Below are 20,979 nucleotides of genomic sequence, written 5' to 3'. Positions count from 1 at the left end.
TGTTGGTAGATCCTTCACATTCATTACTTCAATTACGTTGCTGTATGTCGTTAGAAGCCTAAGAACAATATACATCAGAAAAAAATGGAACATGGAATCACTTGTGATCTCATGTTCCATTTTGAAATATGGGAAATTCATGTTCAAATGGATTTGATCCGGCTTTGGATGAATTCAAACGAGATTGTTGCTTCTTGGACGATTTGTTTTAAAAATTCTTTGACGGCCATTACTTTTTTTATCAGTCCCACTTTCAAGTTTGTCCTCTTCTTTACCGACGGCATTAATTGACCACTTTCAATTTTCACGGATTTCCCTTAATCCTTTCTTACATAATGTACATTGGCCTGTCTATAAACCATACTTATGGAGCCGCTTGTAAAATGTACTTCTTGGTATATCCATAAACTTTGCTGCAGCGGTGACATTTCCTCTTGATCTTTGTAATGCCTCTAACATTAGATCCCGTTGGATTTTTTCACGGATCGTCAGTTCATTCCCCTTGATGCATTTTTTACCGCCTTCCTTCAATGAAGGGATATCATCATGCCGGGCACTGGGCAGTGAATGCATGGAATTCAACACTTGAATATAATCCAGAGGTCCTTCCGCGAGTAAGATGGTCAATCGCTGGAGTACATTCTGTAGCTCCCTTATATTGCCTGGCCAATTGTAATCCTTTAATCGCTTCATTAACTCTTCCGTTAATGGAATATTCCAATCATTCTTTAAACACAAGTAGTTGACTAGATAAGAAATGTCTTCGATTCTTTCCCTTAAGGAGGGTACATGAATGGGGTAAACGTTCAATCGATAATATAAATCTTGACGAAAGGACCCATCATTGACAAGCTCTTCAAGATTACGGTGTGTTGCAGTGATAATGCGAATATCCAATGAAATGCTTTTGGTACCACCGATCGGAACGATTTTTCTTTCCTGAAGTAAACGCAGTAAGGCAACTTGCATAGCTAGTGGGATTTCACCAATTTCATCAAGAAAAATGGTCCCTCCATTCGCCTGCTCGAACTTCCCTTTGTGCCCTTGCCGTTTAGCCCCTGTAAATGCACCATCAACATAACCGAATAGTTCACTCTCCATTAAATCTTTAGGGATGGCACCGCAATTTATAGTGATGAACGGTCCATTTTTTCGAGAGCCATTTTCATGGATAGCCATGGCAATAAGCTCTTTTCCGACCCCAGTTTCACCAAATATGCACACATTAGCTTCTGTCGGTGCAACAAGCTTCATTTTCTGCAATGTGTTTTGAAAGGATTCGCTAATCCCGCTTTCTCCCTTGAAGTCAAACACTTCAGATGGCATTGAAGCAGGAAAAAGCCTATTGGTTTTATGACCATGATTTTCAGATAAGAGTAAATACTTACCGGAAATCCTATTATCTTCTTTAGATAGAAGCAAGTTTTCCTTAACGATTCGATAGCCATGATTTAATAGATCGGCCAATGCCATGCCAATGGATTGAGGGATTTTTTTGCGAACCAGTTTGCTGGCGGATATGATCATTTCTTTATGATTACAAACGATAAAGAAACGATCTGGATAGGTTTCTGCAAGTTCTATTGAGTGCTGGATCAGTTCCAGCTCCTTTTTATAGGAACGCACTCCCATTTCCTGTTCGATCGTATACGCTAAATTGGCTACCATCCCCAGCATGGAAGGATGGGAATATTCTACTGGACACGATATATCCAAAACGCCTAATATCTTCCCGTCTTCATTTAAAATGGGCATAGCAGAGCAACTCCATTTATGTGAAGCAATGGAATAGTGTTCAGTACCTTGGATCATGACGGCTTCACCCGTTTTCAAAGCTGTTCCAATTGCGTTCGTTCCGACCTCACCCTCCGTCCAGCGTACACCCTCCACAAAATTTATTTTGCCTGCCTCATTGAGGATTTTCTCGTTTCCGGAAAGTGATAGGACATATCCATCGGGATCGACTAATAAAGCCATCATTCCCGATTCTTTTATAGATTGATTCATCCTTGATAATTGGGGTGATGCCAATTCTAATAGGAATGAGTTTTTTTCCTTTTGAATGTCCAATAATTCACTTGTCAATATGTGCTTGCCTTTATTAAGGTACGGGTTGACTTGATCTTTTTTGCAACGATGCCAAGATTCCATTATTCGCTTGTTCAGACGATTTGAATCTAGAACACCTTCACTGATAAAGCGTTCCCATGTACGTAGATAACAACTAGTGGACAGCATATAATCCTCCTCTAATCATTTGGTTTGAACCTTCAAAAATGAAAATACACTTAGTAAATCTAGCGGAAAAATACCATGGAGTTATAAATAAGGATGTTAATCGAGGTCCATTTAATTATAGTAGATTATGTATCCGCTTACAATATATTGATTGAGTTTACTAAAAAAGCTTCATGTGATTATTCACATGAAGCTTCTCTATCGATCCTTATATTTGCTAGCTTATGAAAAAAGGACACCCCCATCAATCATGATGGATTGACCTGTCATATAATCAGAATCAGGTGAAGCAAGATATGATACGAACTTGGCAACATCTTCTGGGGTTTCGGAGCGTCCTAAGGCTATGGAATCAGTAAACTTTTTGAATGTTTCCCCTTTTTCAAGATTCATATAATGCCCCATTTTTTCATCGATTAAATCCCACATTTGCGTCCCGACAATTCCTGGACAGTATGCATTCACCGTGATGCCAAACTGGGCCAATTCCTGTGCTGCCGCTTGTGTAAGGCCTCTCACGGCAAATTTTGTGGCTGAGTATGTACCAAGCAAGCTAAAGCCTTTAAAACTGGCAATGCTGGCAGCACTAATAATTTTCCCGCCTTCTTGCTTTTTCATTTGTTCAGCAGCGGCTTGCAGGCAATAAAGGACACCATTGACATTTATCTTGAAAATCTGTTCAAGGTCTGCTTGAGTTACTTCCAATAACGGCTTTATTTGAGCTATTCCTGCATTTGAAACCATTACATCCAGTTGTCCAAAACGTTCCACCACTTGATCAACCATTTCGAATACTTCCCGTCTATTGCTTACATCTGCTTTAATGGCAAAGCTTTCACGTCCAAGTTCCCTAATCTCATTTACGACCGATTTTGCCGTTTCCAGATTGACGTCGTTAATCACCACATTCAATCCATCTTGAGCTAATCTTAAAGCAATGGCACGTCCGATACCACGTCCTGCACCAGTGACTACCGCCGTTCGATGACCGCTAGCCATACAAAATCCCCCTTATGTTACATGAATAGTTTTAAGAATGTACTGCTTGACCTACAACATTTAAAAGAGCTTCATGGATGGATTCCGACAAGGTTGGATGCGCCGCCACTAAATCTTCCATCATTTCTGCCGTTATTTCCGCATGCAGCATGATTGTTCCTTGACCGATCAATTCCGTTGCATGTTGACCAACGATGGAAAAGCCTAAAATCTCATTATATTGAGGGTTTACAAGGACTTTGACCTTTCCTGCCGGTTTATTGGAAATGGCGGCTTTCCCATTTGCTGAAAAAGCAAACTCCCCAACATTAATCCCTCCATATTTTTTACGCGCTTCTCTTTCCGTCAAGCCTACACTGGCAATCTCCGGGGAGGTGTAAATGCAGCGAGGGATTGCCCGGTAATTAACTTGTGTAAATTGACCACAGGCATTCAGAGCCGCCACCCGCCCTTCATGAAAAGCAACATGGGCAAGTTGTATACCCCCGATCACATCACCACAGGCATAAATTGAGGGATTGCTTGTTTGCATTCGATCATTCACCGAGATGCCAATTCGGGAAAAATCAATACCGTTTCCCTCTAGGTTCATCCCGTGCACTCTTGGTTTTCTCCCTATTGATACGAGTACGTAATCAGCATGAAAATCTTCCAATTCCCCATTGCTTTTCTCCAAAAACACCGTCTTACTAGTTGAATTGATATTTTTTACAGATGTGGAGGTATGGACTGTCACGCCTTGGCTTTTCAATTCTTTATGCAAGATGCTCGAGATATCATCATCTTCCTCTGGAAGCAGCTTTTCCCCCATCTCGATAACTGTTACCTTGGTGCCCATCCTACTATAAATACTGGCAAATTCACATCCGATGACTCCGCCTCCGATAATTAGTAACGAAGCTGGAATAGCAGGAAGTGACATGGCTTGACCACTGTGGATGATCCATTCTCCATCAAACGGCGCAAAAGGTAATGGAATCGGTTCAGACCCAGTTGAAATGATGACCTTACTAGCTTCAATCTCTTCATTCTTATTTCCGTTCTCGATCCTCAGACGATGGCTCGAAAGGATTGACGCTCTTCCCTGAATGACTTTTATTTTATTCTTTTTCATTAAATATTGAATGCCATTCAACAGTTTAGTTACGACATCTTTTTTACGTTCCTGAACGGTTTCCCAATCGACTTCAATGGAATTGGGGGAGAGCCGAATTCCCATTTGGCCAGCATTTTTCACCAATTCATACGTATCGGCACTTTCCAATAGTGACTTCGTTGGCATGCACCCTTCGTTTAAACAGGTTCCACCTAATGGACCATCGACTACCAATATGACCTCCTTATCCTGCTGGGCAGCAGTGATTGCCGCTACATACCCAGCAGGACCTCCGCCTATAATGGCTATACGATTCAAGTGCTTTCCCTACCTTTCTATAAAATCACGGTGATCGGCTCTTCTAAATACCTTTTTAGTGTTTGTAAAAAGGCAGAAGCAGGTGCTCCGTCAAGTACTCGGTGATCAAAAGTTAAACTGAGTGGTAAGATTGTTCTTCTTTCCAATTCATCGCCAATATAAAGCGGGGTATCGTAAGCAGATCCAATCCCAAGTATCCCTGTTTCAGGTGTATTCAGAATCGGTGTAAAGTGCTCAACTCCGTATGCCCCCAGGTTACTGATGGTAAAAGTTGACCCTTGCATGTCTTTACTAGGCAATTGACCGTCACGTGCACGCCTAGCCAGTTCCTTACCCTTTTTCGATAAATGTCTTATGGTACAACTTTCGGCGTTTCTTATGACCGGAACAACAAGCCCCTTCTCCAAGGCCACTGCTAATCCAAGATGTATATGCTCATACAAATGGATATTATCTTCAATATAAGCACTATTCATTTTAGGATGCTCTTTTAGTGCAAGTACGACAGTTTTGGCAACAAAGTCCGTTATCGTCAGTTTAGTTGATTCATGTCTTTGTAGGATTTCATTGGCTTGTTTTTGCAGTATGACTAAATCGGTGACATCAACCTTCATCGTGAGAGTTAATTGGGCACTGTTTTGCAAGCTCTCCTTCATACGCTTGGCAATGATTTTCCTCATTCCTGACACTGGAATTTGCTGTGGACTTTCTAAAGGATGTTGGGGGTCCACTATTCTTTCTTCTTTATTTACTGACTTGGAATCCCTTTTCTCCATTTCTTTCTGTACATCATCTTTAGTGATTCTTCCGCCTGGTCCTGTACCTTGGATCTTCTCAATATCAAGATTGGCTGCCTGTGCCATTTTTCGTGCAATTGGGGTGATCAATAATCGGTCCCCCTGTGGCAAAATGGGTGACTCTTTGGTTTTCGGCTTTTCTTGTTCATCAATTTCCAAATCGATTTTTTCAGCAACAGGTTCTTTGATCATAATTTTTTCGTTCGGATTGCCAATGTGACAGATAACGGTTCCTGGGGGTACACCTTGTCCTTCTTGAACAGCTATGTTCAGAATGGTACCTTCCGTTGGAGATTCGATATCCATTTCTATTTTCTCCGAATTGATGCTGGCTATTGCTTCACCTTTTTCGACCGAATCCCCAACCTCCTTACTCCATAACGAAACAGTGCCTTCTTTCATTGCCATGCCCAATTTTGGCATTACCACTTCGACCGCCATATCTTTTTTCTCCCTTCAGATTGGTTTCTGTGTCCATTATTGGTTTGCTTGCTCCGGCTTAAAAAGCTGGAGCATCATACTATTGAATTACACCCCCAGAATGGATGGCTCCCCCAATAACTCCGAAACGACCTGTATCACTTTTTCCGATGTTGGAAGGTAAATATCTTCTAGCGGAGGAGAAAAAGGTACAGGTGTATGTGGAGCTGTAATCTTTTTTATTGGCGCATCGAGCGTGTCAAATCCCTTATCCGCAACCAATGCGGCAATATCCGTTGCCATGCTGCATCTAGGATTCGCTTCATCCATCACGATCAAACGATTTGTTTTTGCCACAGAGGAGAGGATCGATTCTTCATCCAGCGGTGACAAGCTCCTTGGATCTACAATCTCAATTTCAATTCCTTTCGCTGCAAGTTTTTCAGCAGCCTCCATTGCCGTGTGAACTTGTTTACCGATGGCAACGACCGTCAAATCCGAGCCATTCCTTTTAATTTCGGCTTTGCCGATCGGGATTGTATAATAGCCTTCTGGGACCTCCCCTACCATGTTATATAGCGTTTTATCTTCAAAAAATATGACTGGATCATTATCTTCAATGGCTGATAGCAAGAGCCCTTTTGCATCATATGGGGAAGATGGAACGACCACCTTTAATCCAGGAATGCTTGTAAACAAGGCATAAAGGCTTTGTGAATGCTGAGCTGCAGCCCTGAATCCTGCACCATGCATCGTACGGATCGTCACAGGAACTTGTGCTTTCCCCCCAAACATATAACGGAACTTAGCACCTTGATTCAATACTTCATCTAAACAGCTGCCAATGAAATCGTTGAACATTAACTCGGCAATCGGTCGTAAACCTGTTGAAGCGGCTGCCATTGCCGCTCCCATATAACCTGCTTCTGCAATGGGTGTATCGAGGATCCTGTCCCGGCCAAACTCTTGAACCAATCCCTTTGTGACACCTAAAACGCCACCCCATGCTTCGTCATCCTGCAGATGATCAACTTCAGCACCGCCCGCTACATCCTCTCCCATAAGGATGACATTTTCATCTTTTCTCATTGCAATGGCCATTGCTTCATTTATCGCTTGTGACATACTGATTTTTCTACTCATCTAAAATTCCTCCTTTTTTGGTTTAATAGGATACATACACATCTTTTAATAAATCGGATTCATCTGGATACGGGCTTTCTTCACTGAACTTTACTGCCTCTTTAATAGATTCCTCAACGGCACTCTCAAGAGAAACCAATTCTTTTTCCCCCAGCAAATTCTGATTCAGTAAGTAATTCCGAAACAGGGCAATCGCATCTTTCTCTTGTTTATGCTCCTTTTTGTCTAGTTCATTTTTATATTTCTGTGCATCTCCCTCGAAGTGTCCATAATTACGATAAGTAACGCATTCGATTAATGAGGGTCCTTCTCCCCTGCGAGCTCTCTGAACGGCTTCTTCAGCAGCCTTATACACAGCCATTACATCTTTCCCATCCACCCGGGCACCTGGGATATTGTAGCTAATCGCACGATCGGCTATCGTTTTACAGCTAGAAGCATAGTTGAAAGGCGTTGCTTCCCCATACCCATTATTTTCAGCGATGAATATAACGGGTAACTTCCAGATTGCCGCCAGATTTATGCCTTCATGGAATGTCCCATGATTATTGGCACCATCACCAAAAAAACAAACACTAACATGATCAGTCTTTTTATATTTGGCCGTCAATGCTGCACCGCATGCGAGCGGAAAGCCTCCACCGACTATCCCGTTCGCGCCTAACATCCCCTTATCGAGATCGGCAATATGCATGGAACCGCCTTTTCCTTTACAAAGCCCTGTCACTTTCCCATAGATTTCAGCCATCATCCCGTTTAGGTCGCATTCTTTTGCAATACAGTGGCCATGCCCCCTATGAGTGCTTGTAATGCTGTCTTTATCGGATAGGTGTGCACTTACTCCTACAGCTACCGCTTCTTCCCCGGCATACAAATGGACAAACCCTGGTAAAATCCCCTTTGCAAATGATTCATGAACCTGGTCTTCAAATTTTCTTATTTCCAGCATTTTTTTGTACATCCAATAAGCTTTGTCTTGTGATAACTTCATTTCATTCTTTTGAACCGTTTCCATATTTCAGCCCCCAATCATTAATAATGAGTCAATGATCTATATTGCAAATAGTGTGCCAAAATGGAAGTTCGGTAAATTAGGACTTTTTCTATTTTCAGTCGAAACAAAACGAGACAAAATGAGATTGTTGTCTCGTTTTGTCTCGTTTTTTAAAAATATATTATCCCAATTCACTTACCACTGAAGTGAAAAGATGGTTTGAATGTGGAAGCAGTCTGTTTAAGGAACAAGCTCTTTATGCACCATTTACTTAGATGCTCGTACTTACTTATGGGGCAAGTTAGTTAAAGTGGAACAAAATCTTCGTTTTATTAAGAAGCGCGTGCGTTCTATGTTGGGGTTCAAACAGTAACCTCTATATTGAGTAGTCTGAGGCCATGCATATGATAAAAAAGGGACAAATTTAATCAGTGTCCAAAACCAGTAAAAGTTCATCCACCAAGTAATACGATTTTGATCGGACCGTCATCAAGGTTTGTAAATCAAAGGGTTTCAGTCCTACAATGCGATTCCTCTGAAACCTGAAGGCTCCGTAACTGAAGCTAGGGTTTACCTTATATCCCTGATTAGTCATGAACAGGGTTCAATTTTGTACCTAGAGGTGACTTTGTTATTTCTCCAATGTATTGCAATACAGAGAACTTTTGAGGACAAGGATTTCATATCTGAGCTTAAGGTGTAGGTTTATTTATATGAACCGAAAATTTCCTTTGCCAATCTACGCCCAGTCGGAGTCGCCGCTAGGCCGCCCTCTGCCGTTTCACGAAGTGCAACTGGCATGGTCAATCCTATTTTATACATGGCGTCGATAACTTCGTCACATGGAATGCGGCTCGTAATGCCTGCAAGTGCCATATCAGCTGCCGTTATCGCGTTGGAAGCACCCATTGCGTTTCGTTTCACGCAAGGAACTTCGACCAATCCAGCAACTGGATCACAAACCAGTCCAAGCATATTTTTCAATGTGATCGCCATCGCTTCTGCGGCTTGGCTCGGTGTACCGCCGGCAAGTTCAACTATCGCAGCTGCCGCCATTCCACTTGCCGAGCCCACTTCTGCTTGGCAGCCACCAGCCGCTCCAGAAATGGAAGCGTTGTTTGCTACCACGAATCCAAAGGCAGCGGAAGTGAAAAGAAAATCAATCATCTCAGCTCGGGTTGGGTGTAATTTTTCTTTCACGGCAAATAACGTACCGGGAACTACTCCAGCAGAACCGGCAGTTGGAGTTGCACATATCACTCCCATTGCTGCATTGACTTCGTTCGTCGCAACGGCTTTACTGACGGCATCCAGTAGCAAGTTGCCCCCGAGTGCCTTGCCTGTTTTGATATAATTTTGCAAAAGAACGGCATCCCCGCCGGTTAGACCTGTAACGGATTGCACCCCTTTCAGACCTCTTTCCACCGCTTGCTCCATCACTGTCAAATTCCTGTCCATCTTTTCAATGACCTGTTCTCTCGACAGGCTTGAGAACTCCATTTCTTGTAAAATCATGATTTCCGCGATTTTTACATTTTTACTTTCAGCAAGTTCGACCAACTCTGTTACATTTCGGAACATGTTTTTACCTCCATATCTGTGCCCACACTTTTAATCATTCAACCATCCTTATGACTTGCGACACGTTTTCCAAACTTTCAATTTCCTTCATGACATCGCTCTTGATTTTCTGATCGACTTCAATCACCATGAGAGCCATTTGACCTTTTTCTTTACGTGAAACTTCCATATGCCCAATGTTAATTTCATGATTGGCTAAAACCGTTGAAACGGAAGATATAATTCCATAAACATCGTTATGTACCACTAAAATAGCTGGGTTTTCACCTGACAATTTTAGCTTGAACGTATTCAACTCTGTTATTTCTATCGTTCCGCCGCCTATCGAGATCCCAACAAGTTCTAATTCTTTACTTTCGTCGAACAGGCAGATTTTGACTGTATTAGGATGATCCATCACCGTATCCTCGATTATAAAGGTAACTTCCATACCCGCTTCTTCCGCTATCGTCAATGAAGTGGGAATTCGTTCATCATCCGTATCGAAATCCAAAATCCCGCCTACGACAGCAACATCCGTACCATGTCCCCTGTATGTTTTTGCAAAAGAACCATATAAAGAAATGATGGCTTTCTTCGGTTGCTTTTCGAATAATGTCCGTGCTACTCTGCCGATTCTGGCAGCTCCTGCTGTATGTGAGCTCGAAGGTCCAATCATGACGGGACCGATTATATCGAATGCAGATCTATATTTCATCGTGTAATGCCCCTTTTCTGGGAAAAGATTTGTTTAACCGCCTTCATTATGCCGCTTTTTGTTCAAATTCGCCGTTATTTGAGCAAATCAATGCTTAAAAAGAGTTCTTTTAACTATAATAATTTCAGTTATCGAACAGGCGAAAAAGGTAAAATACATGTCAGTTTTACGATGCTTATTTATATTTATAATGCTCAGAAATTAGCAGTGAATCGCCCCAATCAACAAATGCACAAAATGAATCAAGCTGTTTTTCGTTTAAGTAAACGTGGCAAAACTTTTATGGAATTGATTTTAATTATAATAGAGATTGAGATGTGGGCATTAATATAGGAATAGGTATAAATAGGAATGATATCCCGTTGAGATATGACAAAATACTACCAAGGACGAGTATTTTGTCTGCTCTAATAAATTAGTAGAGAAAAATCTTTAAAAATATTGGAAAAATAATAAATTCCTCAATTATCTTTAAAATTAAAGTTTATCTCCTAACATTGAACATCATAATATTGTATTTAATCAAACACGATTGTTTTATTACCATGAATAATAACTCTATCTTCAATATGCCAAGAAACAGCTTGGGCAAGAACCTGTCTTTCCACATGACTTCCGGTAACCTTTAATTCTTCGATTGTATGTCTATGATTAACCCGCTTTACATCTTGCTGAATAATGGGTCCTTCATCAAGATCATTCGTAACATAATGAGCAGTTGCTCCAATTAACTTAACACCACGGTTATAGGCCCTCGCATAAGGATTTGCACCGACAAACGCCGGTAAGAAAGAATGATGGATGTTAATAATTTGATTTGGGAACTCCGATACAAATGTAGGGGAAAGAATTTGCATATATCTAGCCAAGGCAATAAAGTCTGCTTTCCCTTTCAATAGATCCAGTGCTTTCTGTTCTGCTTGTTGCTTCGTTTCATTAGCTAAAGGAATATGATAATAAGGGATGCCATAACTTTCTACTATTTTTTTTAAATCTGGATGATTACTGATCACCATCGGAATTTCCACTGGAAGTTCATTCGATTTCCAACGCCATATAAGCTCCATAAGACAGTGATCCATTTTGGATACAAAGATAGCCATTCGTTTTCTTTTATTATTACCGCTTAAGTTCCATTCCATCGCATAAGCCTGGGCCAGCACATGTAAGTCCTCTTCAAGTTTTGCATAGGAAGGATCAAAGTCGTTTAAATCGAATTCGATTCTCATAAAAAACATACCTGCTTGTGGATCCGTCGTATGTTGGTCAAAATGAACAACATTTGCTCTGCTTTCTAATAAAAGGTTAGATACAGCTGAGATAATACCTGGTTTCTCTGGACAAGATATTAATAATTTAGCACGGTTAACATTCACTTCTTTATACAATGGTCTCTCACCATCCTTTAGATTTGTAATTAAAATATGTAAAAACTTTCGAATTCAGAAGGGGTGGCTAAACTCTACCGCTATAGGTGTCCGAATAAAACCGTTACTACAATTTCATTTCTAGCAATCTTGAACTACGGTGAGAGGGGCGATAGACCTTAAAATTTTTTACTGACAGACGCTTCCGCTTCCGTGATTTAACATCCCCGGTTTTCATAGTGAAACTATTTGATACTCAATATCGAACTTCTCCCACCTATCATATGGCTCGCCTCCCCTTAAGGAAGAAGTATTCAACTCTTCTTTTAATATTTTTATATCTATGAGTGTATTTCCTTACCATATACAGCTAGGGCAGCTTCCCCAATTGCTTCCGCTAATGTAGGGTGAGGGTGTATCGTATGCGCAATATCCATAGCTGTTGCATTTAATACTCGTGCAAGACCAACTTCTGAAATCATATCGGTGACATGTGGCCCAACCATATGCGCTCCTAACAACTTACTAGACTCTTGTTCAACAACGAGTTTGACAAAACCATCTGATTCACCAAAAACAAGAGCCTTTCCAATCGCACGGAAGGAGAACTTTCCTGTTTTTACTTGATATCCTTTCTCCTTCGCATCCTCTTCTGTTAAGCCTACACTAGCTACCTCTGGGTTACTATATATGCATTTTGAAACAAGAGTTTGATCAAGTGGCACAGGGTTTTCTCCTGCCATATGTTCAATTGCGATGATCCCTTCATGTGAAGCAACATGGGCAAGCTGTAATCCTCCAATCACATCTCCAATTGCATAAATGTTTGGCTCATTCGTTTGATAATACTCATTTGTTTGAATGACACTCTCGACTTCAACTTTGGTATTTTCAAGGTGAATGCCTTCTATGTTTGCTAATCTTCCGACAGATACTAATAATTTTTCTGCTGAAAATGTCGTGTCTTTCCCTTTATATACCGCCTTTATAGAGACACCGTCACCTTTTTCTAACGATTCTGGAAGTACCTTTGCCCCTGTTACGATTTTCACACCTTTTTTCTTCATTAGTCGCTGTACTTCCTTTGAAATATCTTTATCTTCTGTCGGTAAAATGCGCTCGGCATACTCAATCACAGTCACTTCTAATCCAAAGTCAATAAGCATCGAAGCCCATTCTATTCCAATAACACCGCCGCCGACAATAATGATGGAATTTGGGAGCTCTTTCATTTGTAGCGCTTCATCCGATGTCATCACATATTCGCTATCTGCTTCTAGGCCGGGTAATGTCCTTGGACGAGATCCTGTAGCTATTAAAATATGTCGAGGGTTTAATATTGTTTCCCGTTCATCATTAATCAGTTTCACTAAAACATCTTTTGACTGTAAAATACTTCCTTTCCCTTCAAACACATCTATTTTCCCTTTTTTCATTAAATGTTGTACACCTTTAAATAAGCGTTCTGTTATTTCTTCTTTTCTGGCCTGTACTTTTGAGAAGTCCAGTCCAACTTCCGGTGCAATAACACCAAATTTATCTGCATTTTTTGCATTCGAATATACCTCTGCACTTCTTAATAATGCTTTACTTGGAATACAACCTGCATGAAGGCATGTTCCACCAAGTTTTCCTTGTTCAACCACCGCCGTTTTTAATCCTAATTGAGACGCACGAATGGCCGCAACATATCCACCGGTTCCGCCACCGATGATAACAACGTCATATTTTTGATTCACCTAATAATTCCTCCTTTGGTTTTCATAACCACAGATAGATATATGGATAGTGTAAGAAAACAACTAACTTATTAAACACGATCTATTCTATTAATAGGTAAGCCGTGACGATTCTTTAATTTATTTCAATGGCACATGCACTGGATGCAAAGCTTTCTCCAACAATAAAGCCACGATCTTCTATATAATCAATTTGTGTTTCTTCATTTAAATAGCGTTTTGTAAAATGATCTAATCTAAGCTGAAGTCCCTCATATTCAATAATTGCATCATTTCGGCGGGGTTCATCCAATAAGAGGGAGAACTTCACCGACAGCCCGCAGCCGCCGGCAATATCAGCGTCTATGCGAGGAATTTGGGCACCCTTACATGTCATTTCCTTCAGTTTATTCATGGCTGGCTCTGTTATTTTTATTTTGACTATCATCTGATTCTCCCCTTTCTTAATGGTTTATTGAAAAATATTACGCATTAACCTTAGTTGCCCGAACTTGTTCATCTGCATGATAGGAGGAGCGAACAAGCGGACCGGCTTCGCAATGACTAAACCCTTTTGACATGGCAATGTTTTTCAGTTCTTCAAACTCTTCTGGGCTCCAATATTTTTCGACCTTTAAATGTCGTTTAGTAGGCTGCAAATATTGACCAATAGTCATGATGTCTACATCGTTAGCTCGAAGATCATCCATTGTTTCCATAATTTCTTCTTTTGTTTCTCCTAGACCAATCATGATGCTTGATTTAGTAGGGATGGTGGAATTCATTTGCTTTGCCCGCCTTAAAAACTCTAATGAACGTTCGTATGTTGCACGTGCACGAACTTTTTGGGATAAGCGTTTTACTGTTTCAATGTTGTGATTCAAAATGTCTGGCCTTGCATCCATTAATGTTTTTAAGTTGTCATATTCCCCATTCAGATCGGAGGGGAGAACTTCAATGCTGCAAAATGGATTTTGCCGCCTCACTGCCTTTACAGTTTCTGCAAATACTTCTGCTCCGCCGTCTTTTAAATCATCACGAGCAACGGCGGTAATCACCACATGCTTTAAGTTCATTTGCTTTACTGATTCTGCGACACGTTCGGGCTCTTCCCAATCAAGCTCTGATGGTAGCCCTGTTTGAACTGCACAGAATCTGCAAGCCCGCGTACATACACTTCCTAAGATCATGAAAGTTGCCGTTTTTCGTACCGCCCAGCATTCATGAATATTAGGACATCTTGCTTCTTCACAAACAGTATGAAGTTTTTTTTCACGCATCATTTTCTTTAAGCCTGTATATTGTTCATTCGTATTTAATTTAATTTTAAGCCATTCTGGTTTACGAAGATCAGTGATGGACATTTTAGTTCTCACTCCTATGAGCAGATGTAATTTTAGCTTTAAATAGGTTGGTCAATAGGGCTAAAAAAAAGACTGATTGAGTTTCTCCATTGCGCTGTCTTTTTAGTTCTCAATATCCTTTTTAAACACGCTTATGAAACCACCTAGAATGAAATATTGAGATTCTTTTCTTTATAATCCATCCTTGGTGGTCCATGTTCAATCATTCATTTATGACGTTATCGTTGCTTCCTCTACTACTTCCTCTTTGGAATAACGCAAGATTGGTTGTCTAGCTGCATGGACCTCATCCAATCGCCCAATCACCGTAGTATGTGGTGCGTCTAAAACAACCCCAGGGTTTTCTTCTACTTCTTTGGCAATTTGAATCATTACATCCGCAAATGCATCGAGTGTTTCTTTCGACTCTGTTTCTGTCGGTTCAATCATCAAACATTCCTCTACATTTAACGGGAAATAGATGGTCGGCGGATGGTAGCCGAAATCCAGCAGACGTTTTGCCATATCAAGTGTTCTTACACCCAGCTTTTTCTGCCTGGATCCGGATAGGACAAATTCATGCTTGCAAATTTGTGAATATGGCGCTTCAAAGTATGGCTCTAATCTTTTACGAAGGTAATTAGCATGAAGCACGGCACTTTCTGATACTTGGCGCAGCCCTTCTGGACCCATCGTGCGAATATACGTATACGCCCGCAATAGAATTCCGAAGTTTCCATAATACCCTTTTACCCTTCCGATAGAGTGCGGATAATTAGCGTCCAGCACATATTTATCACCTTCTTTTTCTATGCGCGGCACTGGCAAGTAAGGAATAAGTTTCTCTTTCACACCGACAGGACCTGCCCCTGGGCCGCCTCCTCCATGGGGCGTAGTAAATGTTTTGTGCAGATTTAAGTGCACGATGTCAAAGCCCATTTGACCTGGTGTTGTTTTACCTAAAATGGCATTGGCATTCGCTCCGTCATAGTATAATAGGCCCCCTGCTTCATGAACAACCTGAGCAATTTCCACAATTTCTTTTTCAAAAAGTCCAAGGGTATTCGGATTTGTCAACATTAGCGCAGCTGTATCAGATCCCACATGTTTCTTTAATTCTTCTAGGTCAACTAATCCATTTTTATCGGATGGAATCGTGATCGTTTGAAAACCAGCAACACTTGCACTTGCAGGATTTGTACCGTGCGCTGAGTCAGGAACAAGTACTTTCGTTCTGGTTTCACCTTTTTGAGCATGATACGCCTTAACCATCATTAAACCTGTCCATTCCCCTTGAGCCCCTGCGGATGGCTGTAATGTTACAGCATCCATTCCTGTAATGACGGCTAGCTCTTCCTGTAATTCATATAAAACTTCTAATGCACCTTGTACTGTTTCAACGGGCTGATATGGATGAATGCGGCTAAAGCCTTCCAACCGTGCCACATCTTCATTTATTTTCGGATTGTACTTCATCGTACAAGAACCCAGTGGATAGAATCCATTATCGATTCCATGGTTTTTATTTGAGAGCGCTGTGTAGTGGCGGACAAGCTGCAACTCTGATACTTCTGGCAGCTCCGCCGGTTCGTCACGAATTAAATGCTTTGGAAATTTTTCATTTATATCAACATAGTCAACGTCACTATCCGGAATACTTGAACCTACCCGTCCTGGACGACTTATTTCAAAAATTAACTCATTATATTCAACCATTTACAATCGCCTCCAAAGCATCAACAAATTGGTCAATTTCTTCTTTTGTTCGCTGCTCAGTCACAGCTAGTAGCATTTTATTTTCAAAACCGTAATCACTTTCTAAATCAAATCCACCGATAATACCCGCCTTAAGAAGTTTTGCATTGACTTCCTTTACCGGACGAGGAAGTTCGACAACAAACTCATTGAAGAATGGTGCCCCATTGATTATGGTAAAGCCCTTCTGCTCTAGAGTTTTCGCCATGTAATCAGCTTTCTCAATGTTTAGCTGTGCCATTTGACGAATCCCTTGCTTACCAAGTGATGTCATACAAATAGAAGAGGCAAGAGCATTTAATGCCTGGTTGGAACAAATATTGGATAAGGCTTTATCACGGCGAATATGCTGTTCACGTGCTTGAAGTGTTAACACAAATCCACGCTGTCCTTTTTCATCTGCTGTTTGGCCTACAATGCGTCCTGGGATTTTGCGCATGAGTTTTTTATTTACCGCAAAATAGCCGCAGTGCGGACCGCCAAAGGACATTGGGATTCCTAATGGCTGCATATCACCGATTACAATATCTGCCCCAAGTTTCCCAGGAGCCTGCAGGAGTGCTAGTGCAAGAGGATTGGCGCTTACGATTAAAAGGGCACCATGTTCTTCCGCAATTTTCTTAATTGCTTTTATATCCTCAATGGAACCGAAGAAATTCGGATATTGAACAATTACGGCAGCAGTGTCCTTATCTATTTGTTCTTGCAGCTTCCCTAAATCTGTAACCTCATCAACTAGGTTTACTTCCTCAGCTGTATATCCCGGGCCTCCAGCTACTGTATGTAAAATTGCCCTGGATTCAGGATGTACCGCTTTGGATACAAGAACTTTCGAACGTCTTGTAGATGCAACAGCAAGTGATGCAGCTTCTGCAAGCGATGTAAAACCATCGTACATGGAAGAATTAGCCACATCCATACCTGTCAACTCACAAACCATCGTTTGAAATTCAAAAATTGCTTGTAATTCACCTTGACTGATTTCCGGTTGGTAAGGTGTATAGGCTGTGTAAAATTCGGAGCGTGAAATCATATGGTTTACCACACTTGGAATGTAATGATCATATGTACCCGCACCTAGGAAAGTCGGGTAATGATTCGCATTTTTGTTTTTGATAGCAAGCTGGTTCATTCTTTTCACAAGCAGAGGTTCAGGAACCGCCTTTGGGATGTTTAGCTCACCCTGCAATCTGATTTCAGCTGGAATATCTTCAAATAACTCATCTATCGAAGAAATATTTAAAAATGTGAGCATCTCGTCTTGGTCTTGTTTAGTATCAGGAAGGTATCTATAAGTGGCTGCCATATTATTCCTCTCCTTCATTAGTAAATGCTTGATACTCATCTTCGTTTAGAAGCGAGTCTAACTCTTCTGGATTGGACATTTCTACTTCGACTAACCACCCTGCTTCAAATGGATGCTCGTTAATCGTCTCTGGAGCGCCTTCTAACTCTTCGTTTACAGTAACTACCGTACCTGAAACAGGTGAGTAAAGTTCGGAAACTGCTTTAACCGACTCGATCGTTCCCATCGATTCATTTACAGCTACTTCATCATCAATCGCTGGGTTTTCAACAAAGACGATATCACCTAACGCCTTTTGTGCATAATCAGTGATTCCAATACGTACACGATTTCCTTCTAATTGTTGTACCCACTCATGTTCTTTGCTATATCTAAAAATTGATATTACCTTCGTCATTGTATTTTCCCCTTTTCTTTTGGTTTTTTCACTATTGCCATAATTCAGAATATAGCTTGGGTGATTTTACCCTTAGGAGCCGATTTCAAGGCTGAATGCAAGGTAACCGAAATCGACTCCTGAAAACTGCACGATAACTCTATTAAAATATTTCCGCTTACCTTTTATAGAATGGTGCATTAACAATAACGGCTTCAATCTGTTTATTTCGGATTTCCACTTGTATCGGCGTCCCTACTTCAGCTTGATCGGCTGATACCAAGGCAAGACCTAAGCTTTTCTTCAAAGATGGTGATTGTGTTCCTGATGTCACAATACCTATTTCCTCTCCATCTTTAGAAATTATCTTGTAACCATGACGCGGAATTCCCCGGCCTATTACTTCAATCCCTACTAATTTTCGTTTTAATCCAGTTTCTTTTTGTTGTGTAAGAGCAGATTTTCCAATAAAGTCACTTTCTTTGTTCGTCTTTACGACAAAGCCGATTCCTGCTTCCAGCGGGCTGATATCGTTACTTAGTTCCTGGCCATAGAGTGCAAGACGTGCTTCCAGCCGAAGCGTGTCCCGTGCACCAAGTCCGCATGGTTTTAATCCATTCGTGGCTCCTGCTTCTAAGATCTTTTCCCAAAGTAATTCCGCTTTGTCTGCAGATAAATAAAGTTCATATCCATTTTCTCCTGTGTAACCTGTACGGGATACAAGTACATCGGTAATCCCCGAGATGTTGACATGTTGGGCGAATTTAAAAGTACCAATTTCTGATAAATCTATTTCCGTTAACTTTTGCAAAATGCTTTCTGCCTTTGGTCCTTGGATGGCAAGCTGAGCGATGTCTTCAGAAATATTTTGGAGTGCCATCTCTCCTTTTACATGCTGCTTCATCCATTCGTAATCTTTCTCAATATTTGCGGCATTAATGACGAGTAAATATTTTTCATTCCCTAATTTATAAACTAATAAATCATCGACGGTTCCACCGTCTGGATAACACATTGCGGTATACTGTGCTTGATTGATGCTAAGCTTTGTTACATCGTTTGTAACAAGGTAGTTAATATAACTCTCGGCATCTTTCCCTTCCACAAGTACTTCTCCCATATGAGAAACATCAAAAAGTCCTGCTTCAGTTCGAACAGCTTCATGCTCTTCTAAAATGCTAGTAAATTGAACCGGCAGAGCCCAGCCACCAAAATTGATAACTTTTGCTCCGTATTTTTTATATACTTCAAAAAGCGGTGTTTGCTTTAATGCTGTTTCAATACCCATGATCTACCCCCAATTATGATTTTTTGTAAAATAGATGTTCTTTCACCTGTTACCGGTTTCTTTCATTGCCATGATTCCAAAAGACATATCTCGCTGCCATGGCCCTTACTCAGGTTTCAGCAAAGGCATAATTGCTTACACAGTCGTTGGCTCTTGAAATAACGGATAAACACCACAAATCTCTTTAGTTGTTACTCTTGCTTTCTCAATAACGGCTTTATTCCCTTTACTTTTTAGAACCGTTGCAATCACTTCGCCAATTTTCACCATCTCTTCCTTCTTCATGCCTCGAGTTGTTAAAGCTGCTGTCCCCATTCGGATACCGCTAGTAACAAATGGCTTTTCTGGATCATAGGGAATCGTATTTTTATTAACGGTAATGCCCGCGTCTTCCAATAACTTCTCTGCTTCTTTTCCTGTTAAATTCCACGGACGTAAATCCAAAAGGACAATATGATTATCTGTTCCGCCAGAAACAAGGGCTGCACCTTCATTTTTTAATGTTTCGCCAAGTGTTGTAGCATTTTCAATGACTTGTTTCGCATAATCCTTAAAGCTTGGTTGTAAAGCCTCGTTGAAAGCAACTGCTTTTGCTGCAATGATATGCATTAGTGGACCGCCTTGAATTCCCGGGAATACGGATTTATTAATCGCTTTGATTATTACTTCATCGTTCGTTAAAATGATCCCCCCCCGTGGTCCTCTTAATGTTTTATGAGTTGTACTTGTAACAACATCTGCATATGGGATTGGGGATGGATGAAGACCAGTAGCTACCAGCCCGGCTATATGAGCCATATCCACCATAAGTTTTGCACCAACTTGATCGGCAATTTCTCTAAATCGTGCAAAATTAATCGTTCTTGGATAGGCACTTGTCCCAGCAATAATCAATTTAGGTTTTTCTTTCTTTGCAATAGCTTCCAACTCATCATAATCAATTAGCTGTGTATCTTCTCTAACTCCATAAGACACAACTTCAAACCATTTTCCTGAAACGCTGACTGGACTTCCATGAGTTAAGTGGCCACCATGTGAAAGGTTCATTCCCATCACCTTATCACCAGGCTGTAGCAATGCGAAAATAACTGCGAAATTGGCTTGTGCACCTGAGTGAGGCTGAACATTTGCATATTTGGCACCGAAAAGCTTTGTTAAGCGCTCAATAGCTGCTTGTTCTGCGACATCGACAAATTCACATCCGCCGTAATAGCGCTTTCCTGGATAACCCTCTGCATATTTATTTGTCATCACGCTTCCCATGGCCTCTAATACATCAGGGCTAACGAAGTTTTCTGATGCAATCAATTCCAGTGTTTCATGTTGACGTTGTCCTTCCTTCTCAATCGCATCAAAAATGGTTAAATCATTTTGTTGTAAACTCATTTTATTTTCCTCCTAACGTTTTCTTGTAATTCTGAATTTTTACTTAATTACAAATTTCAATATGGTACTAGACAATTAAGTTTCTTTCTCGCTACAGGCCTACTTTTCTATGAAAACTGTTAATAACAGTATGCTTTACACCCTTTTTTGCACGCAA

General features: G+C 40.8%; 19 protein-coding genes and 1 pseudogene. 2 read left to right on the top strand and 18 right to left on the bottom strand.

The window, feature by feature from the left end; translation table 11 throughout:
- Window positions 1-143: 143 nt before the first annotated feature.
- From UP17_RS27600 to UP17_RS11915, 7 genes are all read right to left on the bottom strand, one after another.
- Window positions 144-308 (bottom strand): hypothetical protein, encoded by a 165-nt coding sequence (locus tag UP17_RS27600; RefSeq protein ID WP_155727314.1) that lies wholly within the window; start codon window positions 306-308, stop codon window positions 144-146.
- Between the two features lie 43 nt (window positions 309-351).
- Complete coding sequence (locus UP17_RS11940) at window positions 352-2,238, bottom strand: sigma-54-dependent Fis family transcriptional regulator (protein WP_061463208.1); 1,887 nt, start codon at window positions 2,236-2,238, stop codon at window positions 352-354.
- A 222-nt stretch (window positions 2,239-2,460) separates the two neighbouring features.
- Window positions 2,461-3,237 carry an acetoin reductase gene (locus tag UP17_RS11935; protein WP_061463207.1) on the bottom strand — a complete coding sequence of 259 codons (777 nt, stop codon included), beginning with the start codon at window positions 3,235-3,237 and terminating at the stop codon, window positions 2,461-2,463.
- Between the two features lie 31 nt (window positions 3,238-3,268).
- Window positions 3,269-4,651, bottom strand: a complete 1,383-nt coding sequence (gene lpdA / locus UP17_RS11930) for a dihydrolipoyl dehydrogenase (RefSeq protein ID WP_061463206.1) — start codon at window positions 4,649-4,651, stop codon at window positions 3,269-3,271.
- Between the two features lie 17 nt (window positions 4,652-4,668).
- Window positions 4,669-5,889, bottom strand: coding sequence for a dihydrolipoamide acetyltransferase family protein (locus UP17_RS11925; protein WP_061463205.1), 1,221 nt, complete (start codon window positions 5,887-5,889; stop codon window positions 4,669-4,671).
- Window positions 5,890-5,976: 87 nt separating this feature from the next.
- Window positions 5,977-7,011: an alpha-ketoacid dehydrogenase subunit beta gene (locus UP17_RS11920; protein ID WP_061463204.1), complete on the bottom strand. Its 1,035-nt coding sequence runs from the start codon at window positions 7,009-7,011 to the stop codon at window positions 5,977-5,979.
- A gap of 22 nt (window positions 7,012-7,033) precedes the next feature.
- Entirely contained in the window at window positions 7,034-8,026 is a 993-nt protein-coding gene (locus UP17_RS11915; protein WP_061463203.1) for a thiamine pyrophosphate-dependent dehydrogenase E1 component subunit alpha, read from the bottom strand.
- A 289-nt stretch (window positions 8,027-8,315) separates the two neighbouring features.
- Between UP17_RS11915 and UP17_RS27595 the strand changes: the two are divergent.
- Window positions 8,316-8,433 (top strand): annotated as a pseudogene (locus tag UP17_RS27595) (IS6 family transposase); the annotation flags it as partial.
- Between the two features lie 277 nt (window positions 8,434-8,710).
- Here UP17_RS27595 and sdaAA read toward each other — a convergent pair.
- Together sdaAA and sdaAB are read right to left on the bottom strand one after the other, a co-directional pair.
- A complete protein-coding gene (sdaAA, locus tag UP17_RS11910; protein WP_061463202.1) occupies window positions 8,711-9,586 on the bottom strand; it encodes an L-serine ammonia-lyase, iron-sulfur-dependent, subunit alpha in 876 nt (291 codons plus the stop codon).
- A 34-nt stretch (window positions 9,587-9,620) separates the two neighbouring features.
- Entirely contained in the window at window positions 9,621-10,283 is a 663-nt protein-coding gene (gene sdaAB / locus UP17_RS11905) for an L-serine ammonia-lyase, iron-sulfur-dependent subunit beta (RefSeq protein WP_061463201.1), read from the bottom strand.
- A gap of 90 nt (window positions 10,284-10,373) precedes the next feature.
- Here sdaAB and UP17_RS11900 point away from each other — a divergent pair, with 90 nt between their 5' ends.
- The gene (locus tag UP17_RS11900) at window positions 10,374-10,616 is read left to right on the top strand and encodes a hypothetical protein (protein WP_155727313.1); all 243 of its coding nucleotides are present in this window, start codon (window positions 10,374-10,376) and stop codon (window positions 10,614-10,616) included.
- A gap of 185 nt (window positions 10,617-10,801) precedes the next feature.
- On the opposite strand, the gene purU is transcribed toward UP17_RS11900, so the two are convergent.
- The 9 genes from purU to glyA all read right to left on the bottom strand — a co-directional run bounded on the left by purU (window position 10,802) and on the right by glyA (window position 20,822).
- Window positions 10,802-11,671, bottom strand: a complete 870-nt coding sequence (gene purU, locus UP17_RS11895; RefSeq protein WP_061463199.1) for a formyltetrahydrofolate deformylase — start codon at window positions 11,669-11,671, stop codon at window positions 10,802-10,804.
- 320 nt (window positions 11,672-11,991) lie between these two features.
- The gene (gene lpdA / locus UP17_RS11890; RefSeq protein ID WP_061463198.1) at window positions 11,992-13,389 is read right to left on the bottom strand and encodes a dihydrolipoyl dehydrogenase; all 1,398 of its coding nucleotides are present in this window, start codon (window positions 13,387-13,389) and stop codon (window positions 11,992-11,994) included.
- Between the two features lie 115 nt (window positions 13,390-13,504).
- Window positions 13,505-13,816: an iron-sulfur cluster biosynthesis family protein gene (locus UP17_RS11885; protein WP_081108801.1), complete on the bottom strand. Its 312-nt coding sequence runs from the start codon at window positions 13,814-13,816 to the stop codon at window positions 13,505-13,507.
- Between the two features lie 37 nt (window positions 13,817-13,853).
- Window positions 13,854-14,732 carry a lipoyl synthase gene (lipA, locus tag UP17_RS11880; RefSeq protein ID WP_061463197.1) on the bottom strand — a complete coding sequence of 293 codons (879 nt, stop codon included), beginning with the start codon at window positions 14,730-14,732 and terminating at the stop codon, window positions 13,854-13,856.
- A 210-nt stretch (window positions 14,733-14,942) separates the two neighbouring features.
- Window positions 14,943-16,427 carry an aminomethyl-transferring glycine dehydrogenase subunit GcvPB gene (gene gcvPB, locus UP17_RS11875; protein WP_061463196.1) on the bottom strand — a complete coding sequence of 495 codons (1,485 nt, stop codon included), beginning with the start codon at window positions 16,425-16,427 and terminating at the stop codon, window positions 14,943-14,945.
- The gene (gene gcvPA, locus UP17_RS11870) at window positions 16,420-17,772 is read right to left on the bottom strand and encodes an aminomethyl-transferring glycine dehydrogenase subunit GcvPA (RefSeq protein ID WP_061463195.1); all 1,353 of its coding nucleotides are present in this window, start codon (window positions 17,770-17,772) and stop codon (window positions 16,420-16,422) included. Before gcvPA ends, gcvPB begins: the two co-directional genes overlap by 8 nt.
- Window position 17,773: 1 nt before the next feature.
- Entirely contained in the window at window positions 17,774-18,169 is a 396-nt protein-coding gene (gene gcvH / locus UP17_RS11865) for a glycine cleavage system protein GcvH (RefSeq protein ID WP_061463194.1), read from the bottom strand.
- Between the two features lie 157 nt (window positions 18,170-18,326).
- Window positions 18,327-19,436 (bottom strand): glycine cleavage system aminomethyltransferase GcvT, encoded by a 1,110-nt coding sequence (gene gcvT, locus UP17_RS11860; protein WP_061463193.1) that lies wholly within the window; start codon window positions 19,434-19,436, stop codon window positions 18,327-18,329.
- A gap of 135 nt (window positions 19,437-19,571) precedes the next feature.
- The gene (gene glyA, locus UP17_RS11855; protein WP_061463192.1) at window positions 19,572-20,822 is read right to left on the bottom strand and encodes a serine hydroxymethyltransferase; all 1,251 of its coding nucleotides are present in this window, start codon (window positions 20,820-20,822) and stop codon (window positions 19,572-19,574) included.
- Window positions 20,823-20,979 lie beyond the last annotated feature (157 nt).

The organism is Peribacillus simplex, assembly GCF_001578185.1.
GTDB lineage: Bacteria > Bacillota > Bacilli > Bacillales > DSM-1321 > Peribacillus > Peribacillus simplex_A.
Note: the sequence above shows the minus strand (reverse complement) of the source record. Positions and strands in the feature narration are given on the sequence as shown.

What these genes read in the sequence shown, in the direction of transcription:
- UP17_RS11940 (WP_061463208.1), bottom strand. Translation starts at nt 2,238, where the DNA reads ATGCTGTCCACTAGTTGTTATCTACGTACATGGGAACGCTTTATCAGT.
- UP17_RS11935 (WP_061463207.1), bottom strand. Translation starts at nt 3,237, where the DNA reads ATGGCTAGCGGTCATCGAACGGCGGTAGTCACTGGTGCAGGACGTGGT.
- UP17_RS11925 (WP_061463205.1), bottom strand. Translation starts at nt 5,889, where the DNA reads ATGGCGGTCGAAGTGGTAATGCCAAAATTGGGCATGGCAATGAAAGAA.
- UP17_RS11920 (WP_061463204.1), bottom strand. Translation starts at nt 7,011, where the DNA reads ATGAGTAGAAAAATCAGTATGTCACAAGCGATAAATGAAGCAATGGCC.
- UP17_RS11915 (WP_061463203.1), bottom strand. Translation starts at nt 8,026, where the DNA reads ATGGAAACGGTTCAAAAGAATGAAATGAAGTTATCACAAGACAAAGCT.
- sdaAA (WP_061463202.1), bottom strand. Translation starts at nt 9,586, where the DNA reads ATGTTCCGAAATGTAACAGAGTTGGTCGAACTTGCTGAAAGTAAAAAT.
- sdaAB (WP_061463201.1), bottom strand. Translation starts at nt 10,283, where the DNA reads ATGAAATATAGATCTGCATTCGATATAATCGGTCCCGTCATGATTGGA.
- UP17_RS11900 (WP_155727313.1), top strand. Translation starts at nt 10,374, where the DNA reads ATGCTTAAAAAGAGTTCTTTTAACTATAATAATTTCAGTTATCGAACA.
- UP17_RS11885 (WP_081108801.1), bottom strand. Translation starts at nt 13,816, where the DNA reads ATGATAGTCAAAATAAAAATAACAGAGCCAGCCATGAATAAACTGAAG.
- lipA (WP_061463197.1), bottom strand. Translation starts at nt 14,732, where the DNA reads ATGTCCATCACTGATCTTCGTAAACCAGAATGGCTTAAAATTAAATTA.
- gcvPB (WP_061463196.1), bottom strand. Translation starts at nt 16,427, where the DNA reads ATGGTTGAATATAATGAGTTAATTTTTGAAATAAGTCGTCCAGGACGG.
- gcvPA (WP_061463195.1), bottom strand. Translation starts at nt 17,772, where the DNA reads ATGGCAGCCACTTATAGATACCTTCCTGATACTAAACAAGACCAAGAC.
- gcvH (WP_061463194.1), bottom strand. Translation starts at nt 18,169, where the DNA reads ATGACGAAGGTAATATCAATTTTTAGATATAGCAAAGAACATGAGTGG.
- gcvT (WP_061463193.1), bottom strand. Translation starts at nt 19,436, where the DNA reads ATGGGTATTGAAACAGCATTAAAGCAAACACCGCTTTTTGAAGTATAT.
- glyA (WP_061463192.1), bottom strand. Translation starts at nt 20,822, where the DNA reads ATGAGTTTACAACAAAATGATTTAACCATTTTTGATGCGATTGAGAAG.